At 70.5% G+C, this 21,780-nt stretch carries 25 protein-coding genes; 14 read left to right on the top strand and 11 right to left on the bottom strand.

The genetic code is table 11. The features are described from left to right. Positions 1–49 precede the first annotated feature (49 nt). Together ACQ86L_RS09620 and ACQ86L_RS09615 are read left to right on the top strand one after the other, a co-directional pair. Positions 50–541 (top strand): alpha/beta hydrolase, encoded by a 492-nt coding sequence (locus ACQ86L_RS09620; RefSeq protein WP_434318680.1) that lies wholly within the window; start codon positions 50–52, stop codon positions 539–541. Next, positions 538–1,056, top strand: a complete 519-nt coding sequence (locus ACQ86L_RS09615; protein ID WP_434318679.1) for a hypothetical protein — start codon at positions 538–540, stop codon at positions 1,054–1,056. The genes ACQ86L_RS09620 and ACQ86L_RS09615 overlap by 4 nt, the downstream gene beginning before the upstream one ends. Before the next feature lie 12 nt (positions 1,057–1,068). Here the strand turns inward: ACQ86L_RS09615 and ACQ86L_RS09610 are convergent, their stop codons facing one another. Then, a complete protein-coding gene (locus ACQ86L_RS09610; protein WP_434318678.1) occupies positions 1,069–1,770 on the bottom strand; it encodes a FadR/GntR family transcriptional regulator in 702 nt (233 codons plus the stop codon). A gap of 137 nt (positions 1,771–1,907) precedes the next feature. On the opposite strand from ACQ86L_RS09610, the gene ACQ86L_RS09605 reads away from it, so the two are divergent. Further along, positions 1,908–3,350, top strand: coding sequence for a GntP family permease (locus ACQ86L_RS09605; protein ID WP_434318677.1), 1,443 nt, complete (start codon positions 1,908–1,910; stop codon positions 3,348–3,350). A gap of 1 nt (position 3,351) precedes the next feature. Beyond that, positions 3,352–3,873 (top strand): gluconokinase, encoded by a 522-nt coding sequence (locus tag ACQ86L_RS09600; RefSeq protein WP_434318676.1) that lies wholly within the window; start codon positions 3,352–3,354, stop codon positions 3,871–3,873. Here the strand turns inward: ACQ86L_RS09600 and ACQ86L_RS09595 are convergent. Then, positions 3,839–4,369: a DUF2127 domain-containing protein gene (locus ACQ86L_RS09595; RefSeq protein ID WP_434318675.1), complete on the bottom strand. Its 531-nt coding sequence runs from the start codon at positions 4,367–4,369 to the stop codon at positions 3,839–3,841. The two genes, ACQ86L_RS09600 and ACQ86L_RS09595, sit on opposite strands and share 35 nt — an antisense overlap. A 304-nt stretch (positions 4,370–4,673) precedes the next feature. On the opposite strand from ACQ86L_RS09595, the gene ACQ86L_RS09590 reads away from it, so the two are divergent. The 7 genes from ACQ86L_RS09590 to ACQ86L_RS09560 all read left to right on the top strand — a co-directional run bounded on the left by ACQ86L_RS09590 (position 4,674) and on the right by ACQ86L_RS09560 (position 10,344). Next, positions 4,674–5,255: an alternate-type signal peptide domain-containing protein gene (locus ACQ86L_RS09590; RefSeq protein ID WP_434318674.1), complete on the top strand. Its 582-nt coding sequence runs from the start codon at positions 4,674–4,676 to the stop codon at positions 5,253–5,255. 107 nt (positions 5,256–5,362) lie between these two features. Continuing rightward, the gene (locus ACQ86L_RS09585; protein WP_434318673.1) at positions 5,363–6,910 is read left to right on the top strand and encodes a fibronectin type III domain-containing protein; all 1,548 of its coding nucleotides are present in this window, start codon (positions 5,363–5,365) and stop codon (positions 6,908–6,910) included. Beyond that, on the top strand, positions 6,907–7,479 hold the full coding sequence (locus tag ACQ86L_RS09580) for a signal peptidase I (RefSeq protein ID WP_434318672.1): 573 nt from the start codon (positions 6,907–6,909) through the stop codon (positions 7,477–7,479). Before ACQ86L_RS09585 ends, ACQ86L_RS09580 begins: the two co-directional genes overlap by 4 nt. A gap of 84 nt (positions 7,480–7,563) precedes the next feature. Continuing rightward, complete coding sequence (locus ACQ86L_RS09575) at positions 7,564–8,505, top strand: helix-turn-helix domain-containing protein (protein ID WP_434318671.1); 942 nt, start codon at positions 7,564–7,566, stop codon at positions 8,503–8,505. A gap of 66 nt (positions 8,506–8,571) precedes the next feature. Continuing rightward, a complete protein-coding gene (locus tag ACQ86L_RS09570) occupies positions 8,572–9,513 on the top strand; it encodes a helix-turn-helix transcriptional regulator (RefSeq protein WP_434318670.1) in 942 nt (313 codons plus the stop codon). 132 nt (positions 9,514–9,645) lie between these two features. Beyond that, the gene (locus ACQ86L_RS09565) at positions 9,646–9,966 is read left to right on the top strand and encodes a hypothetical protein (protein WP_434318669.1); all 321 of its coding nucleotides are present in this window, start codon (positions 9,646–9,648) and stop codon (positions 9,964–9,966) included. Between the two features lie 57 nt (positions 9,967–10,023). Beyond that, entirely contained in the window at positions 10,024–10,344 is a 321-nt protein-coding gene (locus ACQ86L_RS09560) for a hypothetical protein (protein ID WP_434318668.1), read from the top strand. Between the two features lie 76 nt (positions 10,345–10,420). Here the strand turns inward: ACQ86L_RS09560 and ACQ86L_RS09555 are convergent, their stop codons facing one another. Together ACQ86L_RS09555 and ACQ86L_RS09550 are read right to left on the bottom strand one after the other, a co-directional pair. After that, positions 10,421–11,017, bottom strand: coding sequence for a DUF305 domain-containing protein (locus tag ACQ86L_RS09555; protein WP_434318667.1), 597 nt, complete (start codon positions 11,015–11,017; stop codon positions 10,421–10,423). Positions 11,018–11,102: 85 nt separating this feature from the next. Continuing rightward, a complete protein-coding gene (locus tag ACQ86L_RS09550; RefSeq protein ID WP_434318666.1) occupies positions 11,103–11,558 on the bottom strand; it encodes a DUF6153 family protein in 456 nt (151 codons plus the stop codon). 140 nt (positions 11,559–11,698) lie between these two features. Here ACQ86L_RS09550 and ACQ86L_RS09545 point away from each other — a divergent pair, with 140 nt between their 5' ends. The 3 genes from ACQ86L_RS09545 to ACQ86L_RS09535 all read left to right on the top strand — a co-directional run bounded on the left by ACQ86L_RS09545 (position 11,699) and on the right by ACQ86L_RS09535 (position 15,257). After that, positions 11,699–11,950: an SHOCT domain-containing protein gene (locus tag ACQ86L_RS09545; protein ID WP_434318665.1), complete on the top strand. Its 252-nt coding sequence runs from the start codon at positions 11,699–11,701 to the stop codon at positions 11,948–11,950. Positions 11,951–12,051: 101 nt separating this feature from the next. Next, complete coding sequence (locus ACQ86L_RS09540; protein ID WP_434318664.1) at positions 12,052–13,755, top strand: SulP family inorganic anion transporter; 1,704 nt, start codon at positions 12,052–12,054, stop codon at positions 13,753–13,755. An 86-nt stretch (positions 13,756–13,841) separates the two neighbouring features. Then, positions 13,842–15,257, top strand: coding sequence for a DUF1254 domain-containing protein (locus tag ACQ86L_RS09535; RefSeq protein WP_434318663.1), 1,416 nt, complete (start codon positions 13,842–13,844; stop codon positions 15,255–15,257). A 72-nt stretch (positions 15,258–15,329) separates the two neighbouring features. Here ACQ86L_RS09535 and ACQ86L_RS09530 read toward each other — a convergent pair whose 3' ends face one another. The 7 genes from ACQ86L_RS09530 to ACQ86L_RS09500 all read right to left on the bottom strand — a co-directional run bounded on the left by ACQ86L_RS09530 (position 15,330) and on the right by ACQ86L_RS09500 (position 21,764). Then, a complete protein-coding gene (locus tag ACQ86L_RS09530) occupies positions 15,330–16,466 on the bottom strand; it encodes an enolase C-terminal domain-like protein (protein WP_434318662.1) in 1,137 nt (378 codons plus the stop codon). Beyond that, the gene (locus ACQ86L_RS09525; protein WP_434318661.1) at positions 16,456–18,294 is read right to left on the bottom strand and encodes a thiamine pyrophosphate-requiring protein; all 1,839 of its coding nucleotides are present in this window, start codon (positions 18,292–18,294) and stop codon (positions 16,456–16,458) included. Before ACQ86L_RS09525 ends, ACQ86L_RS09530 begins: the two co-directional genes overlap by 11 nt. A 13-nt stretch (positions 18,295–18,307) precedes the next feature. Beyond that, complete coding sequence (locus ACQ86L_RS09520) at positions 18,308–19,936, bottom strand: GMC family oxidoreductase (RefSeq protein ID WP_434318660.1); 1,629 nt, start codon at positions 19,934–19,936, stop codon at positions 18,308–18,310. Next, complete coding sequence (locus tag ACQ86L_RS09515) at positions 19,933–20,574, bottom strand: gluconate 2-dehydrogenase subunit 3 family protein (RefSeq protein WP_434318659.1); 642 nt, start codon at positions 20,572–20,574, stop codon at positions 19,933–19,935. The genes ACQ86L_RS09520 and ACQ86L_RS09515 overlap by 4 nt, the downstream gene beginning before the upstream one ends. After that, positions 20,571–21,059: a hypothetical protein gene (locus ACQ86L_RS09510; protein WP_434318869.1), complete on the bottom strand. Its 489-nt coding sequence runs from the start codon at positions 21,057–21,059 to the stop codon at positions 20,571–20,573. Before ACQ86L_RS09510 ends, ACQ86L_RS09515 begins: the two co-directional genes overlap by 4 nt. Positions 21,060–21,075: 16 nt before the next feature. Further along, positions 21,076–21,423, bottom strand: coding sequence for a hypothetical protein (locus ACQ86L_RS09505; protein WP_434318658.1), 348 nt, complete (start codon positions 21,421–21,423; stop codon positions 21,076–21,078). Between the two features lie 107 nt (positions 21,424–21,530). Further along, positions 21,531–21,764 (bottom strand): helix-turn-helix domain-containing protein, encoded by a 234-nt coding sequence (locus ACQ86L_RS09500; protein ID WP_434318868.1) that lies wholly within the window; start codon positions 21,762–21,764, stop codon positions 21,531–21,533. Between the last annotated feature and the right edge of the window lie 16 nt (positions 21,765–21,780).

Here is a 21,780-nt window from a genome sequence, read left to right as displayed (position 1 = left end):
TGCGTGTGACGCTTAACGCGTAGATGGTTTCGTGTAACATTTCTCCGCTATGGCGGAGATCGACGTAAGGCCCGATGACGCGCGCGCTGCGACGGCGGCGCAGTCGGAGCGGCTCTCCGTCGTCGGGTTCTCTTACGGGTCGGCCGTTGCCGGCGAGGCTTTGAAACGGGCGTCGGCTGGCGCCTTCGTGTCGGTCGGGTCTGCGGGTATCCCGACGAACGTGGCCGGCCGGACGCCGTATCGAGCGCCGCTGAACGTTCCTGACGGCGGGGTGGCCTCGGGGCAGGCCAGCAGTGATTTCGTGGCGACGCTGGGGAGGCTGTCGGGCGGACGTGCCGATCCGTCCGAACACGGGGCTGTGCCGTTCAGCACTGACAACGCCCGCACACCCGACGGGAAGACGACCGCGGGGACGACCGATCACGCGGCGACGGTCCATGCCAGCGACTCCACCAAGTACGGGTACTACGACCAGGGCACGACGTCGCTCTACAACATGGCCGCGCACACAATGGGCCACCCGGAGGCGGTGGCGAAATGAGCCGAGGCATCGTCGAGGCCGTCGTCATCGTTTCGTCCGTTCTGTCGCTGAGCGGTTGTGCGACGGCACCCCCAACTGGAAAGGCAGTTCCTTCGATGACAGCTACACATCCGACTCCTGACGAATCGCGGGCGGCCACTCTGGAGTTGTTCGAGACAACCCGTGAGCGGATAGGCGGAACCGACTGGCACATCCACGGTGAGTGGTTCGGGACATGCACGCTGCCTGACGGCAGCGCGGGGGCCGAGTACGTTCGCCAGGATGGTCTCAGCAGCGCGACGATCGATTCCGTGGCGGTGTCGAATCAGATCGCGGAGTTGTGGGAGTCCCGTGGCTATGACGGGGTGACCGTCGAGCGCAGTCCGACGGGTAACGGTTTCGACGTCACCTATCCGATGGATTCCGATCGTGTTTACCTCAAGGCGGGCGTCACGGACTTCTCGGCCGTGATCCACATGTCCGGCGGCTGCATCCCGGGCGACGCCGATGAGCTGACCCACGCCCTCGTGGACTGACCCCGCAGCCGCCTACCCGTCGGCCCCCTCCCGCGCCACCCCCTGCACCGCAGCGTCCGCCTCCTCCACGATCGCCCGCATCGCCGCCTCCGCTCGCGCCCCGTCCCCTGCGCGCACGGCCCCCGCGACCTCCTCGTGGAGCCGGATCGCCTCGGGGTTGGCCGTGTGCGGCATCAGCGCGTGCGCCGTGCGGCCCGACAGCGCCTCGACCACGGCCTTGCTGAGTGCGCGGAACCCCGGGTTGCCGGAGGCCTCCAGCAGGATGCGGTGGAAGGCCTGGTCGTAGGCCAGGTACTCGCCGTGGTCGGCCGCGCGCTGGGTGGACGCCATGCCGACGATGGCCTCGGTGAGCGCGCCGCACTGCTCGGGGGTCGCGCGCGCACTGGCGAGGCGGGCGGCGACCGGTTCGATCGCCAGGCGCAGCTCGCTCAGGGTGCCGAGCGCGGCGAGGCGGTCGGGGCCGGCGAGGCGCCAGGCGATCACCCGCGGGTCGAGCACGCGCCACTCGGTCTCCGGCTGGACCACCGTTCCGCGGCGCCGCCGGGCCTGTACGAGGCCGAGGGCCTCCAGCACCCGGATGCACTCGCGGAGGACGGTGCGCGAGATGCCGAGGCTCTCGGGCGTGAGGACCGAGCCGGGCGCGATCTCGCCTGTGACGATGCGGCTGCCGACGGACTCGATGGCCAGCTCGTGGAGGGAGTCCGATGGAGACATCCCCTCATTATCGAGGATTCCTTACGTGCGATCAAACCTGAAAATGATCGAATTAATGCCTACGAAAACGATGGCAACTTCTTATTTATCTGATTTATCTGTAAAGTGGCCGCGCACACTTCCATCACTGACCAAGGATGCTCATGATCACCTTCCTGTCCAGCGCGCTCCGCGTCGCCACGGCCGCCGCACCGCCGCCGCCTCACCCGGCCTCCTCCGAGCCGCAGCTGATCCTCGCCGCCGTCGTCGGCGTCGCCGTCATCGTGGTCCTCATCACGTGGCTGCGGATCCACCCGTTCCTCTCGCTGCTCCTCGGTTCGCTCGTCACCGGCCTGGTCGCCGGGATGCCCGCCGACGCCGCGACCACGAGCTTCATCACCGGCTTCGGCGCGACCTCGGGCAGCGTCGGCATCCTGATCGCGCTCGGCGCTATGTACGGCAAGCTGCTCGCCGACTCCGGCGGCGCCGACCGGATCGTCGACACGCTGGTGTCCCGCACGAGCGTCCGCGCCCTGCCCTGGGTGATGGGCCTCGTCGGCGCGATCATCGGCCTCCCGATGTTCTTCGAGATCGGCCTCGTGCTGCTCATCCCGGTGATCATCCTGGTCACCCGCCGGTCCAAGCTGCCGCTGATGCGCGTCGCGCTCCCGGCCATCGCCGGCCTCTCGGCCATGCACGGCCTGGTCCCGCCGCACCCGGGCCCGCTCGTCGCCATCGGCGCGCTCGGCGCGAACCTCGGCGTCACCCTCGCCTTCGGCGTGCTCGTCGCCATCCCGGTCATCATCCTCGCCGGCCCGGTGTTCAGCCGCTTCGCCGCCAAGTGGGTGCCCGTGGACGTCCCCGGCCTGTTCCTCGGCACCGAGGGCGACGAGGGCGACGCCGACGCCGCGGTCGAGCGCAAGCGCCCGTCGTTCGCGCTCGCGCTCATCAGCATCCTGCTGCCCGTCGTGCTCATGCTCGGCAAGGCGCTCGCCGACATCACCGCCTCGAAGTCCACCGCCGAGTGGAAGATGATCCTCGACTTCCTCGGAACGCCCGCCATCGCGCTGACGATCGCCGTGCTCGCCGGCTTCTTCCTGCTCGGCCTCCCGGCCGGAATGAACCGCAAGTCGCTGCAGGACAGCCTCACCTCGTCCCTGCCTCCGATCGCCGGCATCCTGCTCATCGTCGGCGCGGGCGGCGGCTTCAAGCAGGTGCTCATCGACACCGGCATCGGCCAGGTCATCGCCTCGTTCGCACACGGCAGCACCGGCATCGGCATCCTGCTGCTCGCCTGGTTCATCGCGGCGCTCATCCGCGTCGCGACCGGCTCGGCGACGGTCGCCACGGTCACCGCGGCCGGCATCATGGTGCCGCTCGCCGCCCACCTGTCGACCCCGATGGTGTCGCTGCTGGTGCTGGCCATCGGCTCCGGCTCGCTGTTCCTCTCGCACGTCAACGACGCCGGGTTCTGGCTGGTCAAGGAGTACCTGGGCCTCAGCGTCCCGCAGACGCTGCGGAGCTGGACCGTCCTCGAGTGCATCGCCTCGGTCGTCGGCCTCGCCGGGACGCTGGTGATCGCCCTGGTCATCGGAGGCTGACATGACCGCGAGCCAGGTGAGCACGATCGTCGTCATGGGTGTCGCGGGCTGTGGCAAGTCGACTGTCGCCGCCCTCCTCGCCGACCGGCTGGGCTGGGAACTGCTGGAGGGCGACAGCCTCCACCCCGCCCGCAACGTCGAGCGCATGAGCGCCGGCGTCCCGCTCGACGACGCCGACCGTGCTCCCTGGCTCGCGGCGATCGCTGACCGCGTCCGCGACCGCGCCGCGGCCGGGAGGCCGCTGGTGGTCGCCTGCTCGGCGCTCGCCCGGCGCTACCGCGACGTCCTCCGCGGGAAGGGCGTGGTCTTCGCCCACCTGGCAGGCACGCGCGAACTGCTCGAGAGCCGCATCGCCGCGCGCAGCGGCCACTTCATGAAGCCGGGGATGCTGGACTCCCAGCTCCGCACGCTCGAGCCGCCGCAGCCGGACGAGGCGGCCGTGACGGTCGACGTCGCCGCGGAGCCGGAGGCGATCGTCGCCGGGATCCTCAGCGAGCTGGGTCTGGCGGCGGCGGCCGCCTGAACACCCAGTCGACCGTCCCGCGCCACGTCGTCCGCAGCTCGCGACCGCGCCGCCACTCCCGCCAGGTCAGCCAGATGATGACTGCGTCGATGGCGGTCAGGACCGCCACCCCGACGGAGGGCTTCGTCACCAGCTCGTAGAGCTGGAAGATCAGGAACACGCCGAGCGCCGCCATCGCCCACGGGTAGACCCGGCGCGACCCGACCAGCAGCGCGACCACGATCGCCACCTTCACGACGCCGTGCAGCAGCAGGTACGCGGCGACGAACAGCACGCCGCCGGCGTGCAGGTGGGCCGCGCCGTGGACGATCAGGTTGGCGATGAGGTCGTGCGGGTCCTCCGACAGCTCCTCCGCGGTCACCCGGTTCGCGGCGCTGAGCAGCGTGGCCGGCGTGGCGAACAGCAGCAGGACCCCGCCCACCAGTTCCACCAGGCCGTCGAGCCCTTTGAACAGCACGCCGACGAGGAACACCAGGTCGAGCACCCGTTCCCGCATCGCGACCTCCCGCGCCGCATGCTACCCGGCGTGACCCCTGATCTGGGTGCGGGGACATTCTTGTCCTCCAATATGAGGACCACTATTGTCCGAAGTGGGCCGACGTGACCTACCCGAAAATCTGGTCGCGGGTGGCCCACCGAGTGGAACCCGACCCTCCCCTCGTGCACCACCCTCCGGGAGACCGGGGGCTTCAGCTCGAACGTCGACCTAGCGACGTCGGGGCCGCAACACACGTGCGTCGTCGCACGTGTGCTCACCCTGCGCGCGGGACGACGTCCCGAACAGATTGTGAGCACGTCCCATGAACAGGTTCGCCAAGGGCGCGATCGCCGGCGCGGCCGGTATCCTCCTTCTCCTCAGCGGCGCGGGCACCTTCGCGCTGTGGAACGGCTCGGCCAGCGCCGCGGCCGGCTCCGTACAGTCCGGAACGATGACCATCGCGGCCGACGCCGCCGCCGGCACGTGGAGTGTGGTGCACGGCTCCGGCTCGGCCACCGCGATCCCGAACATCGCGAACTTCCGCGCCATCCCGGGCGACGTGCTGACCTTCACGCAGAAGGTGGACGTCACCGCCACGGGCGACAACCTCTCCGCCATCCTCAGCGTCGACCCGACGTCGATCAAGGCCGGAGACGCCTCCGCGGCCAGCGCAGCCCTCGTCACGGCGCTCACGAGCGGGATGACCGTCGTCGTCGGCGCGCCGCTGCCGACCGGCGTCACCGCAGGTTCCGCCGCGAACACCTACACCGTCAGCGGGACCACCGGCACCACGGTGCTGACCGTCTCTGTGACGCTGCCGTTCGACCCCACGACGACCGGCACGGTCGCGCAGGGCGGCACCGTCAACCTGAGCGCGCTCGGGTTCAAGCTGGCCCAGCAGTAACACCCGCGGTCCAGCAGACGAGCGGAGCCGGGGGAGGTGCGGAGAGACATGAAGCGCTTCGCCCTCCCCTGACCGCCGCCGGCACCGCGCTCGCCACCTTCCTGCTGATGCCGGGAGCCGGCACCTACGCGCTGTGGAACGGCGTCGCCGCCGCGCAGGCGGGGGCGATCACCGCCGCCACCGTCTCGGTGGGCGTGACCATCCCGCAGCCGTTCGACACCGCCTTCAGGACCGGCCACACTTCCACGACCGGCGGCGTGGTGGTCACCAACACCGGCAACGTCGACACCGCCTTCAGCTCCTCCTTCGGGCTGGCGGCCGGGACGTCGCCCGCGCTGGCCGCCGCCGTCACGGTGAGACTCTGGCCGGTCGCCGCGGCCTCCATGTGCACGGCGGCGGCCACCGTCCCCGCGGGCGCCGTCACCGGGACTCCCGCAACGCTCGCGGCCGCCGCGCCGACCACTGGAGCGCTCGCCGCCGGCGCCTCCTACGTCTTCTGCGTCCGGGAGTCGATGGACGTGACCTCGGCGCACGGCATCGCCAGCGGGTCGGTCGTGAACCCCCTCTTCACCGCCACGGTCACCGCAGGGACGGTGTGGACGAGCACCGCCTCCGCCGGCCTCGCGCAGACCTTCGTCGACGACATCGCGCCGTCCGGGCCGACCGGGCTGACCGTCCGCTCCGGGACGTCCGCCTCCGTCGCGCTCTCCTGGACGGCGGCGACCGACAACGTCGGTGTCGTCGCGTACGACGTCTATCGCTCCGGGACCACGGCCCCGATCGGCTCGACCGCCTCCACCTCCTTCACCGACACGGGCGCCGCGGCGAACACCTCCTACACGTACTCGATCGTCGCGCGCGACGCCGTGGGGCTCAGCTCCCCGGCCGCGACCGTGCTCGCCGACCGGACCGCGCCCGGAACGCCGACACTGACCCTGACGGGCACGACGGGATCGACCGCCACGCTGTCCTTCGCGGCGACCGACAACGTCGGCGTGAGCGCGTACACCGTCTACCGGGACGGCACGGCGATCGCCACCGTGGGCGGAGCGACCACGACCTACACCGACACCGGCCTGACCACGGGCGTGCACCGCTACACCGTGACGGCCTCCGACGCCGCCGGGAACGTCTCCGCGCCCTCCGCGCCGGTCTCGGCCACCGGCTCCTACAGCTCGGGCTCCTGGTTCCAGCTCGTGAACGTCGCCAGCGGCCAGTGCGTGACCATCCCCACGGCCATCGCGAACGGGAGCGTGCTGACCCAGTCGGCGTGCGCGAGCCCGGCGAGCGGCGGCCAGGAGTGGCTGCTCACCACCTCGTCCGGGACCACGGCGACCGTGACCTCCGCCCTCCCGTCGCTGGTGAGCGGCCAGTATCTGTGGGCCGGCTCCCGGACCGCGCCCGTGAGCGTGACCTCCTCGCGGACCGCCACGAACGGGTCGACGCTCTGGACGTTCACGGTGCAGGCCGACGGGTCCTTCACCATCGCCAACACGATCACCGGCGACAACGGCAACGGGAACGGCAACGGCTACGGCAACACGACGACCCTGTGCGCCACCGCGGCGGCGGCCGGAGGCGGCCAGCTCACGACGACCACCTGCACGGCGGGCGCGTCGACCCAGTCCTTCCTCCTCAGGCAGGTGACACCATGAGCGAATCCGACGTGCGACCGGCGAAGTCGCTGCTGCAATACCTCGCCACCGGGCTCAGCGTCGGCCTGCTCGGCCTGGTGCTGTTCGTCGCGGCCGTGGTCATCGTCATCCCGCGGGCCGCCGGCGCGACCCCGGTGACGGTGCTGACCTCCTCGATGGAGCCGACCCTCCCGCCGGGGACGCTCGTCGTGGTGAAGCCGAAGGCCGTCCACGACATCCACGTCGGCGACGTGATCACGTACCAGATCCGGTCGGGCGACCCGGCCGTCATCTCGCACCGGGTGATCGCGATCACGACCTCAACCACGAACGGCATGACCTTCACGACGAAGGGCGACAACAACGCGGAGGCCGACCCTCCCGTGGTGCCCGCCCAGGTGCGTGGCGTGGTCTGGTACAGCGTCCCGCTGATCGGCTACGTCAACAGCGCACTCGACCAGAGCCAGCGCTCGTGGGTGCTGCCGGCGGTGGGTGTGCTGCTGATCCTCTACGCGGCATGGATGTTCCTGCGCGGCACGGCGTCGTCGGTGCGGCGGCGGACCTCGCGCGCCGAGGACGGCGAGGGCTGACGCCGTGTTGCCGTTGACGGCGCCAGGGTCTGCGCGGATGCTTGTGTGAGTAATCCTCCGGCGCAGATTCAAGGAGGCTGGACGATGTCGTTCTACGAGTTCGGGTTCACGTCCGGTGACGCCGAGGAGACCGAGCAGTTCCTCTCGGGTCGCTACGGCAAGGTCGCGCTGAAGGGCTGGCTCGGCCGCATCGGCATGCGGCTCGTCGGCGACGAGCGCTTCCAGCTCGCGTCGATGGCCTTCGACGGAGAGCACACCGCCGCCGCGGAGATGGACGCGTTCGTGGTGGCCAGTGCCACCTCGCGCAGCGGCTGGGAGGAGGGCCGCGACAGCGGGGACATGTGCGTCGAGCCGGTGCTGTTCCGCCCTGGCACGCCGTTCACGTCTTACACCCTGAACACCGAACGGCGATCGGTGAACCTGGAGACCGCCGCGTTGGAGCGGACGGCCCGCCTCCTGTACGGGCGCGACGACCTGGCGGTGGTCTTCGACGGCCCGCACCCTGCGACCCCGCGGGCGGGCGCCACCTGGTTGCGTGTCCTCGGCATCGTCCTGGCGTACCGGGACACGGGCGTGCTGGCCCACGAGCTGATCCGGTCGAGCGCGTTCCGGCTGTTGTCGGTCTCGGCACTGGAGGTCTTCCGCCTCGACGGGGACCGGGCGGCGCTGCGCGCCTCGGCGGAGCGCCGGCAGCGGATCTACCACTCCGCGGTCGAGTTCTTCCGCGAGTACGCGCCCCTGCCGATCACCATCGATGACGCCGCCGAGGCCGCCGGCGCGTCCGTGTCCGAGCTGGTGGAGGCGTTCCACGCGCTGCACCCCGACCAGACATCCCCCACCGTCTACCTGCGGAGCGTGCGACTCGGCGCGGCGTTCGCGGACCTCCGCGCCGGTGACCCGGCGACCGGGATGACCGTCGCGCAGGTCGCCCATCGCTGGGGGTTCGGCTCCGTGCGGCAGTTCGCCTCGCTCTTCCTCGACAGGTACGGCGTGAACCCGCAATGGATCCTCGACGGCGAGGACTGACGCTAGCCGCGAGCGCGAGGAGAGCGGACACTGGAAGGCACTCGCCCTCGTCGAGAGGAGGCTCCTATGGGCACGTTCCGCACAGCCGTCTCGACCACGGACTCGGATTACGCGATGGCGTTCCTCAGCGACATGTACTCCGGCGTGGAGATGGACCCGCACCCGGAGAGGTTCGCCCTCGATCTCTCCGCCGCCGGCGACGAGCGCTTCGCCATCCTCCACGAGGAGTGGACGTCGAGCGGCCGCTTCCGGATGGAGCCGCAGCCGATCGTCATCGTGGTCGAGGTGACGGACGGCGCCTGGGACTGCAGCATCGGCCGCACGCCGGTCGACACCACCCGTCCGAGCCTGTTCCCGCCGGTCCCGGCCGCGGCCTTGTGGCGGGACTCCTTCGCCGTCAACGGCACGCAGCTCGACGCGCGCGAGATCGACGCCTTCGCCGCCGAGCACTTCGCCACCCCCGGCCTCCGCGTCGCGTTCAGTGGAAGCGCTCCCGTCTCGATGTCGCTCCAGCGATCGTGGGAGGCGACCACCGCGTTCGTGCGCGACAGCGTCGTGGCGCAGGACGAGCTGCTCAGCAACCGCCTGATCCGCGACCGCGCCTTCGAGGTCCTGATCTCCTGTCTGCTCGTCGCCTTCCCCAACAACACGCTCGACCTCACGCCCGGCCGCGACGGACTGCGCGCGACTCCCGCCGCCGTGCGCCGCGCGATCGCCTTCATGGAGGAGAACCTCAGCGAACCGCTCCGGCTGGAGGACATCGCCCGGGCGGCCCGGCTGTCATCGCGCGGGCTGCAGGATGCCTTCGCCCGCATCCTCGGGACGAGCCCCACCCGCTACCTGCGCAGCCTCCGGCTGGAGGCGGCCCGCACCGACCTCCGCGCGGCTGGGCCCGGCGACACGGTCGCGACGATCGCGCACCGCTGGGGCTTCGCCCACGTCCCGCGCTTCGCGGCCGCGTACCGGGAGGCGTTCGGCGAGAACCCGGGGGAGACGCTTCGCGGCTGAGAGCCGGATCGCGCGGCGGTGATCCCCTCCGCGCAGAGTTTCGCGACCGGACGTTTTGCGAGCGTGCGCGGTTTGATTACCATGTGGCTGTAGTAGGCGCGCCTTCGGCCATGTGGGGACGGGGTGATCGGGATGGTGCTCGCTCTGGCGGAGCGGTTCGAGGTGGACGGCAGACGGTACAGCCTCTACGAAGGGGAGCGCTGGCTGCTGTTCCGGGAGCACTCCGGCGGAGCCGTGTGCGTCGGCTCGATCATCAAGTCGGGACTCGGGTTCATCGTGTCGGGATGGGCCAGGCCGGGTCCGATGATCATCGTGCAGACGCTCGACGCGGCGGTCGAGCACTTGCTCATCGGCGACGCGCCGCCAGTCGTGGCCGACGAGGAGGACGAGGAGGCTCAGCCCCCACTCCTGACCGGAGTCGAGGCAGTCGGCGGGACACGGACCCGCGGCTGAGGCGTCGCTGCGATTACTGAGCGTCGGGACGACAAGCCGGTGGGGCATCCTTGTCGTATGGACCCACAGGAGCGGTTCGCCGAGATCGTCGCGCTGTACGTCGCCGTCCCCGAAGTGACCGTTCCGCACGGCGGGGGCGGATTCGGGTCGGCCAGCCTCCGCCGGAACGGGAAGATCTTCGCGTTCCTCTCCCACGACCGACTCGTCGTGAAGCTGCCCGCCGACCGGATCCGGGAACTGGAGATCGAGGGGCTCGGCGAGCAGTACGACGGCAGCCGCGGACGGCCGATGCGGGAATGGCTGGCCGTGGCCGCTACGTCGGAGCTGGACTGGGTCGACGTCACGGGCGAGGCGTTCGAGTTCGTCAGCCCCCGGTAAGCGGTTCCTGAACAGGCCGACGGGCGTCGCCACGAGCGGACTGGTGACGACGCCCGTGCCCGGTGCGACCGGAGGGTCAGAGGCTCGCGAGGAGCTGCTTCATGGTGGCGATCTCGGCGGTCTGCGCTGCGGCGATCTTCTTCGCCAGCCGGACGGCCTCGGTCGCCTGCCCCTTCTCGGTCTCGGTGGCGGCCATCGTGATGGCGCCCTGATGGTGCTGGATCATCTGGGTGAGGAACAGTCGTGACGCGTCGGCGCCCGACGCGTTGTCGAGCGCGTCCATGTCCCGCTGCGACATCATGCCGTCGCCGCCCATGTCCATCCCGCCCATACCGGCCTTCTGGCCCCACGCGGTCAGCCAGCCGTTCATCGTTTCGATCTCGGGCAGTTGAGCCGCTTTGATCTTCCGGGCGAGGTCGGTCACCCGGGAGTCGACGCCCTGTTTGGCCAGGAGTGTGTCGGACATCTCGATGGCCTGCCGATGGTGGGGCACCATGCTCATCGCGAAGGCGACGTCGGCCTGGTTGTGGGTGTCGGTGTTCGCATCGCTGTGGCTCATCCCCGGCATGTCGCCCATGCCCGAGTCGTTGCCGGAGGAGCCGGCGGTGCAGCCCGCCAGCGCGGCTGCGGTCAGGAGGGCGCCGGAGGCGACCGCGATCAGTCGGATGTTCATTGTGGTGGTCTCTTTCGTCGTGGGAATCTGCAGTTGGTGGGCAGGCTGAAGCACCACCGCGCGAGGCGCGGGGGTGCGATGTGCGTCATCTGCGATCGACGGAGAGGGCGAGAAGAGACGGTGGCGGTGGTCCGACGGTGTGCGCGATCATCCGGGCCGCGCTCGTGGGTGCGGCGCGGGAGCCGAGACCGAGCAGCGCCCGGCTGAGGGCCGGGGCGATCAGGAGGATCGTGGCGGCGAGGAGCGCGAGCGTGCAGACCATGGCGGTCATGTCGTGCATCGGGTCGCAGTCGCCGGCGGCACATCCCGCGCTCATGCCGATGTCCGGCGTCGCCGGAGCCACCGCGTGCGACTCGCCTGAATGCGATGCCGCAGATACGACCATCGCAGGAGCTGCCGCGGAGGAATCGTGCGACCGGCTCACGGGTGTGCTGACCACGTGCATGGCGAGGATGCCGGTCACGATGCCCGTGACGGCGAACAGGAGGACGAGCAGGCAGCGCCAGGTGCGGGTCCGCGCGGAGATGCAGTCGGCGAGCATGCCTCCTCCTTCCGGCGGACACCCTAGCGGCACAGTCTCGATACCCACCGGAGGTTTCGGGCTCGACGGGACCTTATGCCCCATTCCCGCTCCGCCTCCGGAGTCATGCTGAGCGGAGGAGCTCGAATAAGGGGGCCGGCGTGTACGGGTGGATGATGGGCGGCGCGGGCGGCTGGTGGATCGTCTGGCTGCTGGTGCTGGTGCTGGTCATAGCGGTCGTCGTCGTGCTGGTCGTCACCCTGACCCGGAGCGGGCCGTCCGCCGGCGGAGGCGCCGCTGCCCCGACGCGTCCCTCCGCACGGGAGATCCTCGATGAACGGTACGCCCGCGGAGAGATCGATCATGAGGAATACGTCCGGCGCCGGGGCGAACTCGGACGTTCGGGTGGCTGACCGCCGCCACTCCCGCCAGGTCAGCCGGATGATCGCGGCGGATGAACGCTAGCTCGCGCCCACCCTTGTCGCGCAGGGGGACTCGGCGGTAAGACGAGCGCATGCCCAGGACACCCGGACAGCGTCGGAACCTGATCCCGATCGTCGGCCAGCTCCGCTCCTATCGACGCGCGTGGCTTCGCGGCGACGTGATCGCCGGGGTCACCGTCGCCGCCCTCATCGTCCCCAAGAATCTGGGGTATGCCGGCATCGCCGGCATCCCCTTGCAGAACGGCCTCTACGCGGCCGCGGCCGGCGCGATCCTCTATGCGGTCTTCGGGACCAGCCGGCAGATCTCGATGGGACCGAGCTCCGGTCTCGCGGCGGTGGCGGCCAGCGCCGTGCTCGCGGCGGGCATCACCGGCGAGCAGGACGTCGCCTCGTTCGTCGCCGGCATCACGCTCGCGTCCGGCATCCTGTTCCTCCTGCTCGCCGTCTTCCGGATGGGCTGGATCGCGCAGTTCCTCTCGCGGGCGGTGGTCACCGGCTTCCTCTTCGGCGCAGCCATCGACGTCGTGATCGGGGAGCTCCCGAAGCTCACCGGCACCGAGACCAGCGGCGCCAATCCGATCCAGGAGCTGTGGTCGTGGTTCGGGACGCTGAACGACGCGCACGGGACGACGGTGCTCGTCGGGATCATCTCCCTCGTGGTCGTCTTCGGACTCCGCGCCGTCGCTCCGCGGGTTCCCGGCGCCCTGGTGCTCGTCGTGGGCGGGCTGCTGGCCTCGGCGCTGTTCGGCCTCGGCGCCAAGGGCGTGGCGTTGGTGGGGGAGGTGCCGCGCGGCCTGCCCGTGCCGCAGCTCCCGAACGGTCAGCAGCTGTGGGAGCACGCGGGCACGGTCGCCCTGGCCGCCGTGGCGCTGGTCATGATCGGCTTCTCCCAGACCGCCGGCGACGCGCGCACGTTCGCGGCCAGGCATCGCTATCAGATCGACATCAACCAGGAGTCGGTCGCCCAGTCCGCGGCGAACATCGGCGCCGGCCTGTTCCAGGGGATGCCCGTCTCGACGAGCCTGTCGGCGAGCTCGCTGAACGACCGCTCGGGGGCGAGGACCGGCCTGGCCTCGCTCACGTCGGGTGTCACGGTGCTGCTGACGCTGCTCGTCCTGGCGCCGCTGTTCTCCATCCTCCCCAAGGCGGTCCTCGGAGCGCTGATCATCGAGGCCGTCGTCAGCGGCATGATGGACGTCCCGGAGATGCGGCGGCTGTTCCGGGTGAAGAAGGTGGACTTCTGGATCGCCGTCGTCGCACTCGTCGCGACACTGGTCTTCGGCGTGCTCTCCGGTGTCATCATCGGCATCGGGCTCTCCCTGGTGTGGCTGGTGGCCGTGGCCACCCACCCGGAGATGCCGGCCCTCGGCCGCGAACGGGGCACCCAGGTCTTCCGCGAGCTCGACACGAACCCGGGCGACGAGGTCCTGCCCGACGTCGCCGTGGTGCGGTTCGACGGCGGCCTGTTCTTCGCGACGGCGGATGCGCTGGAGGACCACCTGCGCAGCGTGATCCAGGCCAACCCGGAGCTGACCGGGATCGTCCTCGACTGCGGCGGCATCAACTTCATCGACGCCCAGGGAGCGGCCACGCTCGCGGACGTCGTGACCCTCGCCAGGGACGCCGGCGTCCGACTCCGCCTCACCCGGCTGAAGCCGGGTCCCCGGGCGGTGCTCCAGCGGGAAGGAGTGATCGAGCTCATCGGGGCGGACCACATCCACGGCAACATCCATCGGGCCGTCGAGGCGGAGCACAACGACGCAGAACCCCGGTGATCCCGATCGGGGCTATCCGGTTGCGCGCGGAGTCCTCTAGCGTGTGGCCGAGCATCCGCCGGGATGCATCGCCGAAGGAGATCGCGATGGCCGATGAGCATGCGTCGCCGTTGCTGCGGCAGCTCAACGACGGCAACTGGCTGCCGCACGACGAAGCCGAGCGACTGCGGGCCGAGCTGTTCTATCAGCGTGCCATCCACGCGTACTTCACAATGCAGCCCGCCCTGAACGTGATCGGGATGCGCGACGGTTCGGAGGCGCGGTTCGGCCGCGGGTACAACATCCTGCCGATCTGGAAGGACCGGATGGACAGCCGCACCTGGGTCCCGACCCCGAACGCGGACGTCATCTACTCGATGAACTACCTGAATCTGAAGGAGACCGGGCCTCTGGTGGTGAACGCGCCCGCGAACGTGATCGGGATGTTCACCGACTTCTTCCAGCGCACCATCACCGATGTCGGCGCGATCGGGCCCGACCGCGCCCGGGGCGGCCTCTACCTCCTGCTGCCGCCCGGCTACGAGGGGCATGTCCCCGGCGGCTACTTCACCTTCACGTCCTCGACCTACAACGTCTTCCTGTTCTTCCGCACCATCATGGGCCAGGGCGACGGCGGACCGGACCCCGCAGCCGGTGTGGCCGTGGCCGAGCAGACCCGGATCTTCCCGCTCTGGACGGAGGAGAAGGACGTGCTCCCCATGCAGTTCCCGAACGCCTCGGGCATCCGGCTCGACATGATGTACCCGACCGACGCGTCGTACTGGGCGAAGCTGAAGGCGTTCATCGACGACGAGCCGGTGACCGCGATCGACCCCGAGCTTCGCGGTGTCCTGGCCTCGATCGGCCTCATCAAGGGGCAGCCGTTCGAGCCGTCGGAGTGGCAGCAGGAGCAGCTGCAGCGGGCGGTGGAGACGGCGCCGCGCATGATCCTCGCGCTCGCGCAGCTGGGCCGCGACGATGAGCGCAACCGCTACTACCGCGACCGGCAGTGGGAGCAGGCCTGGGCGGGAGGCACCGCCGAGTGGATGCAGGAGAGTTACCGCGACATCGACACCCGGGCCCGCTTCTTCCAGTACGCCTATTCGTCGGCGCCCGCGATGAACATCCACTCCACCGGCGCAGGCTCCAAGTACCCCTTCACCTACCGCGACGCCGACGGCGCCTTCCTGAACGGCTCGAACACCTACCGGCTGCACCTGCCGCCGGACATCCCCGCCGGCCTCTTCTGGGCGGCGACCGCCTACAACGTCACCGACGGCACCATGCCGGAGACCGACCAGTTGCTGCCCTCCACCAACGGCTACTACGACATCCCGGAGAACGACGACGGCTCGATCGACCTCTGGTTCGGTCCGGCTCAGCCGGAGGGAGTGGTGGACGCCGCGTTCGTCCAGACGGTGCCGGGCCGTGACTTCATCGTGGCCTTCCGTCTCTACGGCACCGAGACCGCCTTCTACGATCAGACCTGGAAGCCCGACGACCTCGTCAAGACCGCTCCATAGGAGCGCGGCCGACGCAATCCTCCCCGGTTTCCGCACGGTGGCGGGTTCCTCATTGTGGCTCCGAAGGGTCTGCTACCCCGACTGCACCGCGAAGCTCTGCACGCGGTGCGCCTCGATGTCCGGCGCGCGCAGCGTCAACCCGTGGCCGGGCGCGGAGCGGTCCGGTACGAGCCGGCCGTCGCGCACCGCGGGCAGCCCGTCGAAGAACTGCGCCTCGATGCGGGCGTGGTCGTGGAAGTACTCGACGTTGATCGCCGGCCGGTGCGCGGCCGCGACGGAGGCGTGGAGCGCGGGGGCCGTGTGCGCGGAGAGCGGCACGCCGTAGGCCGTCGCGAGCGAGGCCGCGATCCCGAAGCCCGTGATGCCGCTGCGGGTGGCGTCGGCCTGGAGGACGTCGACGCACCCGTCGGCGAGGAGGTCGCGGAAGTCGGCGGGCGTGTACCCGTACTCGCCCGCCGCGACGCGGATGGGCGCCGGCATCCGGTCGCGCAGCAGCCGGAGTCCGTGCCGGTCCTGGCTGGACACCGGCTCCTCGAACCACGTCACGCCCTGCTCCGTGAACAGCTCGGCCAGCCGGAGGGCCTGCTTGCGTTCGTACGCTCCGTTGGCGTCCACGAAGAGCTCGACCTCCGACCCGATCGCCTCGCGGGCCAGCGTCACGCGACGGAGGTCGTCGTCCGGGTGGGAGCCGACCTTCATCTTCACCGCGCGGAAGCCGCGGGAGGCCCACGAGCCCAGCTGTGAGGCCAGCTCGTCGTCGGTGTAGTCGGTGAATCCTCCGCTCCCGTACGCCGCGACGCCCTCGTGCGCGCCACCCAGCAGCTGCGTCAACGACGTCCCGCTCAGCCGGGCTTTCAGGTCGTGGAGTGCGATGTCCACCGCGGCGATGGCGCCGGCGCTCACACCGGGCCAGCCGATGTTGCGGGTGGCCGCGGCCATCTCCCAGTACAGGCGCTCGGTGTCGAACGGGTCGGCGCCGTCGATGACGGCCCAGAGCACGTCCCGAACGACCTGGCTGCTCGCCGGCGCCGTGTACGCGTAGCCGAGCCCGGTGGCGTCGCCCGCCTCCACCGTCACCACCAGGATGCCGGTGCTGTCCCACCGGATCGTCCCGTCGCTCTCGGGCCGTTCCCGATCCTCGGTCGCAGTCGGCACCGTATAGGCGTCGGCGTGGAGCGACCGCACGCGCTCCCGCCCGCTAGCGGGCATCGCTGCCGCTGTCCGAGTCGCGGTGCAGCGCGCCCTTGACCCGCGCCACGCCCTCCGTGATGAGCGACGTCGCCGAGTCCTTGATCGCCCCGAGGCCGTCCGGGTCGCCCTTCAGCAGCGCGAGTCCGGTGTTCTTCGCGAACTCGAACGTGATGTGGGGCGGCAGCGGCGGCACGTTCTTGCTGGTGTGCGCGTCGATGAGCGTCACTCCGGGATGCGCGAGGGCGGCATCCCAGGCCGCCTCGATCTGGTCGTCCGAGGTGACGGTGATGCCCTGGAAGCCCAGCAGCTGCGCCCAGCCCGCGTAGTCCACCGACTCGACGTCCTGGGAGGTCGACCAGACCGGGTTGGCGTCCTCGGTGCGCATCTCCCAGGAGACCTGGGTGAGGTCGTCGTTGTGCAGCACCAGCACGACGAAGTTCGGGTTCGACCACCGCGAGAGGTACTTCTTGATCGTGATCAGCTCGTTCATCCCGAGCATCTGGAAGGCGCCGTCGCCGATCGTGCAGACGACCGTGCGGTCCGGGTAGGCGAACTTCGCCGCCTCCGCGTACGGCATGGCCGCGAGCATGGTCGCCAGGCGCCCGGAGAGGTCGCCGCGCATCCCGTCGCGCAGCCGGATGTGCTGGCCGTACCAGTCGGCGGTGGTGCCGGCGTCGGCGGTCACGATCGCGCCGGCCGGGAGGCGCTTGTTCAGCTCGTGGTACACGCGGCGCGGGTTCACGCCGTCGTCGTAGTGCTGCTCGGCCTGGGCGGCGAGCTCGGCGTCCCACTCCCGCATCCCGGAGGCCGCCTTCTCCTGCCAGGACAGGTCGTCCTTCTGGGTCAGCAGCGGGAGGAGCCCGGCCAGTGTCGTCTTCACGTCGCCCCAGATGCTCACGTCGGTGGGGTAGCGCAGCCCGAGCTGCTCGGGCCGGAGGTCGATCTGCACCGCCTTGGCCTGCCCGGTCTTCGGCAAGAACTGCCCGTACGGGTAGTTGGTGCCGAGCAGCACGAGGGTGTCGCAGTCCTGCATCTGGTCGTAGCTCGGCCGCGACCCGAGGAGGCCGAGCTGCTGGGTGTGGAACGGCACGTCGCCCGGCACGACCTGCTTGCCGCGCAGCGTCGTCATCACTCCGGCGCCGGTCAGGCGGGCGGCGGCGAGGACCTCCTCGGTCGCGCCGACCGCGCCGTGCCCGACCAGGAAGGTGACCCGCTCGCCGGCGTTGATGATGTCGGCGGCCGCCCGGAGCTGCTCCGACGGCGGGGCGATGGCGGTCGACGGCGGCACCGCGCTCGACCGGGACACCCACATCTCCGCGCCCGGAGCCGCCATCTCCATCCCCTGCACGTCGTGCGGCAGGATGATCACGCACGGCTGCTTGCGGGTGATCGCCGTCCGGAAGGCGGTGTCGATGACGGCCTGCGCCTGCTCGGGCGAGACGATCGTCTGCACGTACTCCGCGACGTCGGAGAAGGTCTGCTCCAGCTTGCTCTCCTGCTGGTTGAAGGTGCCGAAGGAGTTGAGCCCCTGCTGGCCGACGATCGCGACGACCGGCTGGTTGTCCATCTTCGCGTCGTACAACCCGTTCATCAGGTGGAAGCCGCCCGGGCTGGAGGTGGCGATGCAGACGCCGACCTCGCCGGTGAACTTGGCGTGCGCCGTGGCCATCAGGGCGCAGATCTCCTCGTGGGTGGGACGGATGTACTCCAGCCCCTCCCCGGCGCGCTCGGCCTTGCCGAGCATCCCGTCGAACTCGCCGATGCCGTCTCCGGGGAACGCGAACACACGGCGCACGCCCCACTCCCGCAGTCGTCCGATCACGAACTCGCTGACCGTCGTCGCCATGCGTCTCTCTCCTTCAGTCGTTGCGGTGGATCAGGCGGTCCGCCGCGCGCGCGGCGACCGCCATGATGGTGAGGGCGGGATTCGCGCTGCCCTGCGTGGGCAGCACGCTCCCGTCCGTGATGAGCAGGTTGGGCACAGCGAACGTCCGGCAGTCCGCGTCCACGACGCCGAGGGTCTCGTCCGCGCCCATGCGCGCCCCGCCGACCAGGTGGGCGTAACGCTGCACGGTCATGGTCTCCTGAGCGCCCGCGGCCTCCAGGATGTGCTCCATGGTCGCCTGCGCGGCCTTCGCGAGCGCCCGGTCGTTGTCGCCCTGCGAGTAGGCGAAGTGCGCGACGGGGAGGCCGTAGCGGTCCTTCTCGTCGGCCAGCGTGACGCGGTTCTCGGCCCGCGGCAGGAACTCGCAGAGCGCGCCGAGGCACGCCCAGTGCACGTAGTCGGACATGTAGCGGCGCAGGTCGGCGCCCCAGTGGCCCTGCGCCATGACGTGCTCCGCCCAGGTGATCGGCAGCGGCGAGACGGTCTGGATGGAGTACCCGCGCTTGTAGGGCTTGGCGGGGTCGGTCTCGTAGAACTCCTCCGTGCTCACCTCGGGAGGCGGCGCCTTCCACATCCGGATCTCCTGCTCGAACCGGCCGGCCGTCTGCGGCGCGCCCTGCACCATGAGGTAGCGGCCGACCAGGTCGAAGTCGTTGCACAGGCCGTCGGGGAAGCGGGCCGACGCCGAGTTGAGCAGCAGCCGCGGCGTCTCGATGGAGTACCCGGCGATCGCCACCATCCTCGCCTTCTGGAAGCGCGGGACGCCGTCCTTCACGTAGTGGACCCCGGTCGCCCGGCCGGTGAACTGATCGACCTCGATGGAGGTCACCATGCTGTCGGCGCGCACCTCCGCGCCGTGCGCGAGCGCGTCCGGGATGTGGGTGATGAGCGGCGAGGCCTTGGCGTTCACCTTGCAGCCCTGCAGGCAGAACCCGCGGTAGATGCAGTGCGGCCGGTGCCCGAAGCGCCCGTTCGCGATGGCCACCGGCCCGACCTTCGCCTGGATGCCCGCCGCGTACGCGCCGCGCAGGAAGGTCTCCCCGTTGCCCGACACCGGATGCGGCCGGTGCGGGTAGCGGTGCGGGTCGCCCCACGGCCAGTCCTCGCCGGCGACCGGGAGCTCGTTCTCGATGTCGTCGTAGAACGGCGCGAGGTCGGGGTACTCCAGCGGCCAGTCCGCCCCGACGCCGTCGGCGCTGAAGGTGTGGAAGTCGCTCGGATGGAAGCGCGGGACGTAGCCGGCGTAGTGCACCATCGACCCGCCGACGCCGCGGCCCGAGTTGTTGGAGCCGAGCGGCACCGGGTCGTCGCCGCCGATCTGGCGCGGCTCGGTCCAGTAGAGGTGGTGCGAGCCGGCCTCGTCGCTCACCCAGTCGCGCGCCGGGTCCCAGAACGGGCCGGCGTCGAAGGCGACGGCGTCCCAGCCGGCGCGCGCCAGGCGCTGCAGCATCACCGAGCCTCCGGCGCCGCAGCCGACGATGGCGATATCGACCTCGTCGCTGTCGGCGAACCGCCGCATCTGGTGCCGCAGCCGGGGTTCATCCTGGGAGCCGTCGGGCGTGAGCAGCCACGCGGAGTCATTGCGCTCGCGGACCGTGCTCATGAGCCGGCCGTCCCGGTGCGCGGTATGTCGCCGGGCTGCGCGTCGGCGACCTCGAACGGCTCGCGGCTGTCCACGCCGAGGTTCTTGTAGCCGCGGGGGAACGCCGGCCCGGCGAAGCCGATCTCGTCCCAGGCGGCCGGATGACTGTAGAAGGCGGTGCAGGCGTAACGCGTCCAGAGACTCCAGATGCGCGCGCGGTGGAAGCCGCGCCATTCGCCGTCGCCGTCTTTGATGCCGGAGAGGAGGCCGAGCTGCTGCTCCTCGTCGCACGCGGCGAAGGCGCGGCCGTGCACCGCGTGGGCCTCCGCGTCCAGGGCGGCGAGGCTCGTCCGCCACGACTCCCAGTCGTCGGCCATCGAGTCGTAGTGCCAGCCGTCGGTCTCCTTCGCGGCCAGCCGGGCGTCCACCATCGCGGTCACCGGCACGCGGCGGTCCTCGGGATGCTGGTCGAGCAGGCGGTCGAACAGGGCGGTCGCGGCCGCCTCCTCCACCGCGTCGAAGAAGCGGATGTCCGGCGGACGGCCGACGCGGGAGAACACGACCGAGCGCGTCTCCTCGTCCCAGTGCGTCGCCTGGTCGAGCACGTGGAAGGCGGGGAAGCGCTCCGGGACCTCATCACCCAGGTTGCGCGCGGTCACTTCTCCCGCCTCAGGACGGCGGCCAGCAGGCCCATCCCGCCGACCAGGGTGACCAGCAGCGGAGCGAGCAGGGGAGGCCCCATCTCCAGGTTGTAGCGCAGGTTCCGCCAGCCGCCGGGCTTCTGCCCGATGCCGCGGGCGTGCAGCCAGACGCCTTGCAGACCGTTCGCCACGATCGTTGCCGCGGCGAGCGGGAGCGCCGTCTTCGCGGCCGTCCTGCTGAAGAACCCCGCCACCCCGGCGACCGCTCCGATCGGGCCCAGGATCACGGGAGCCCACATCCACCGGTTGCCGAAGCTCGCCTTGTCGTGCTCGAAGTAGATCTCGGCGGCGGTCACCACGGCGCCCGCGGCCGTGAGCGCGGAGAGCGAACGCTCGAACCGGCCCGTCTCCACGTTCCGCGCGAGGCGGTCGATCCCGACATCGGCGCTCTGTGCGCGCTTGCGCGCGGCTCGGGGCGCGACTCGTGTCAGCCCCGTCTTCATGCGTCGCACGCCGGCCTCACTCGCCGTCGATCTGTTCGAGCAGCTTCTTGGAGGCGCGCGCGATGTCGTCGTGGTCGTTCTGCGCCGCGCGGCTCTCCAAGGAGATCACTCCGCAGCGATGGACCTTGGCGAAGTCCCCGTACGGGAAGCTGTAGCGTCCCTTCGTCTCCTCGCTCTTCTCGGCGTCCTCGCCGAGGTGCCAGAGCGCGTACTGCTCCCAGCCGTGCTTCTCGATGAACGCGTTCTCGTCGTCCGCGCTCGGCGCGTCCTCACTCCAGTCGTCCCGCTCGTCGCGGACCACGGTGCCCTTCCCGACGAGCGAGCGGGCGTGGTCGAGCGCCTTCCGGTTGAGCTTGACGGTCATGGTCGTGCCTCCCTGTCGTCCCGACGCCTCACCTCGGATGCAATGCCCGCTTGTGCGCGAACGCAAGGGGTTGACCGGATTCTCCAGGAGCCGCGGAGGATCGGCGTCTAGCGCCGCAGGGTCGCCGACGGCGGCTCGCCGTACGCACCGCTGTACGCCCCCGCGAAGCGGCCGAGATGCACGAATCCCCACCGGGTGGCGACCTCGGTCACGCTGACCGTGCCGGGCTCCGCGGCAGACAGTTCGTCATGCGCTCTTTCCAGCCTGAGCCCGCGCAGGTACGCCATCGGTGTCGTCTCCAGCGAGCGGCGGAACCCTTCCTGGAGGCTTCGGACGCTCATCGAGACCTCCGCCGCC

Source organism: Leifsonia sp. P73, assembly GCF_051059105.1.
Classification (GTDB): Bacteria; Actinomycetota; Actinomycetes; order Actinomycetales; family Microbacteriaceae; genus Leifsonia.
The sequence above is the reverse complement of the archived record's forward strand: the minus strand, read 5'-3'. Positions and strand labels throughout refer to the sequence as shown.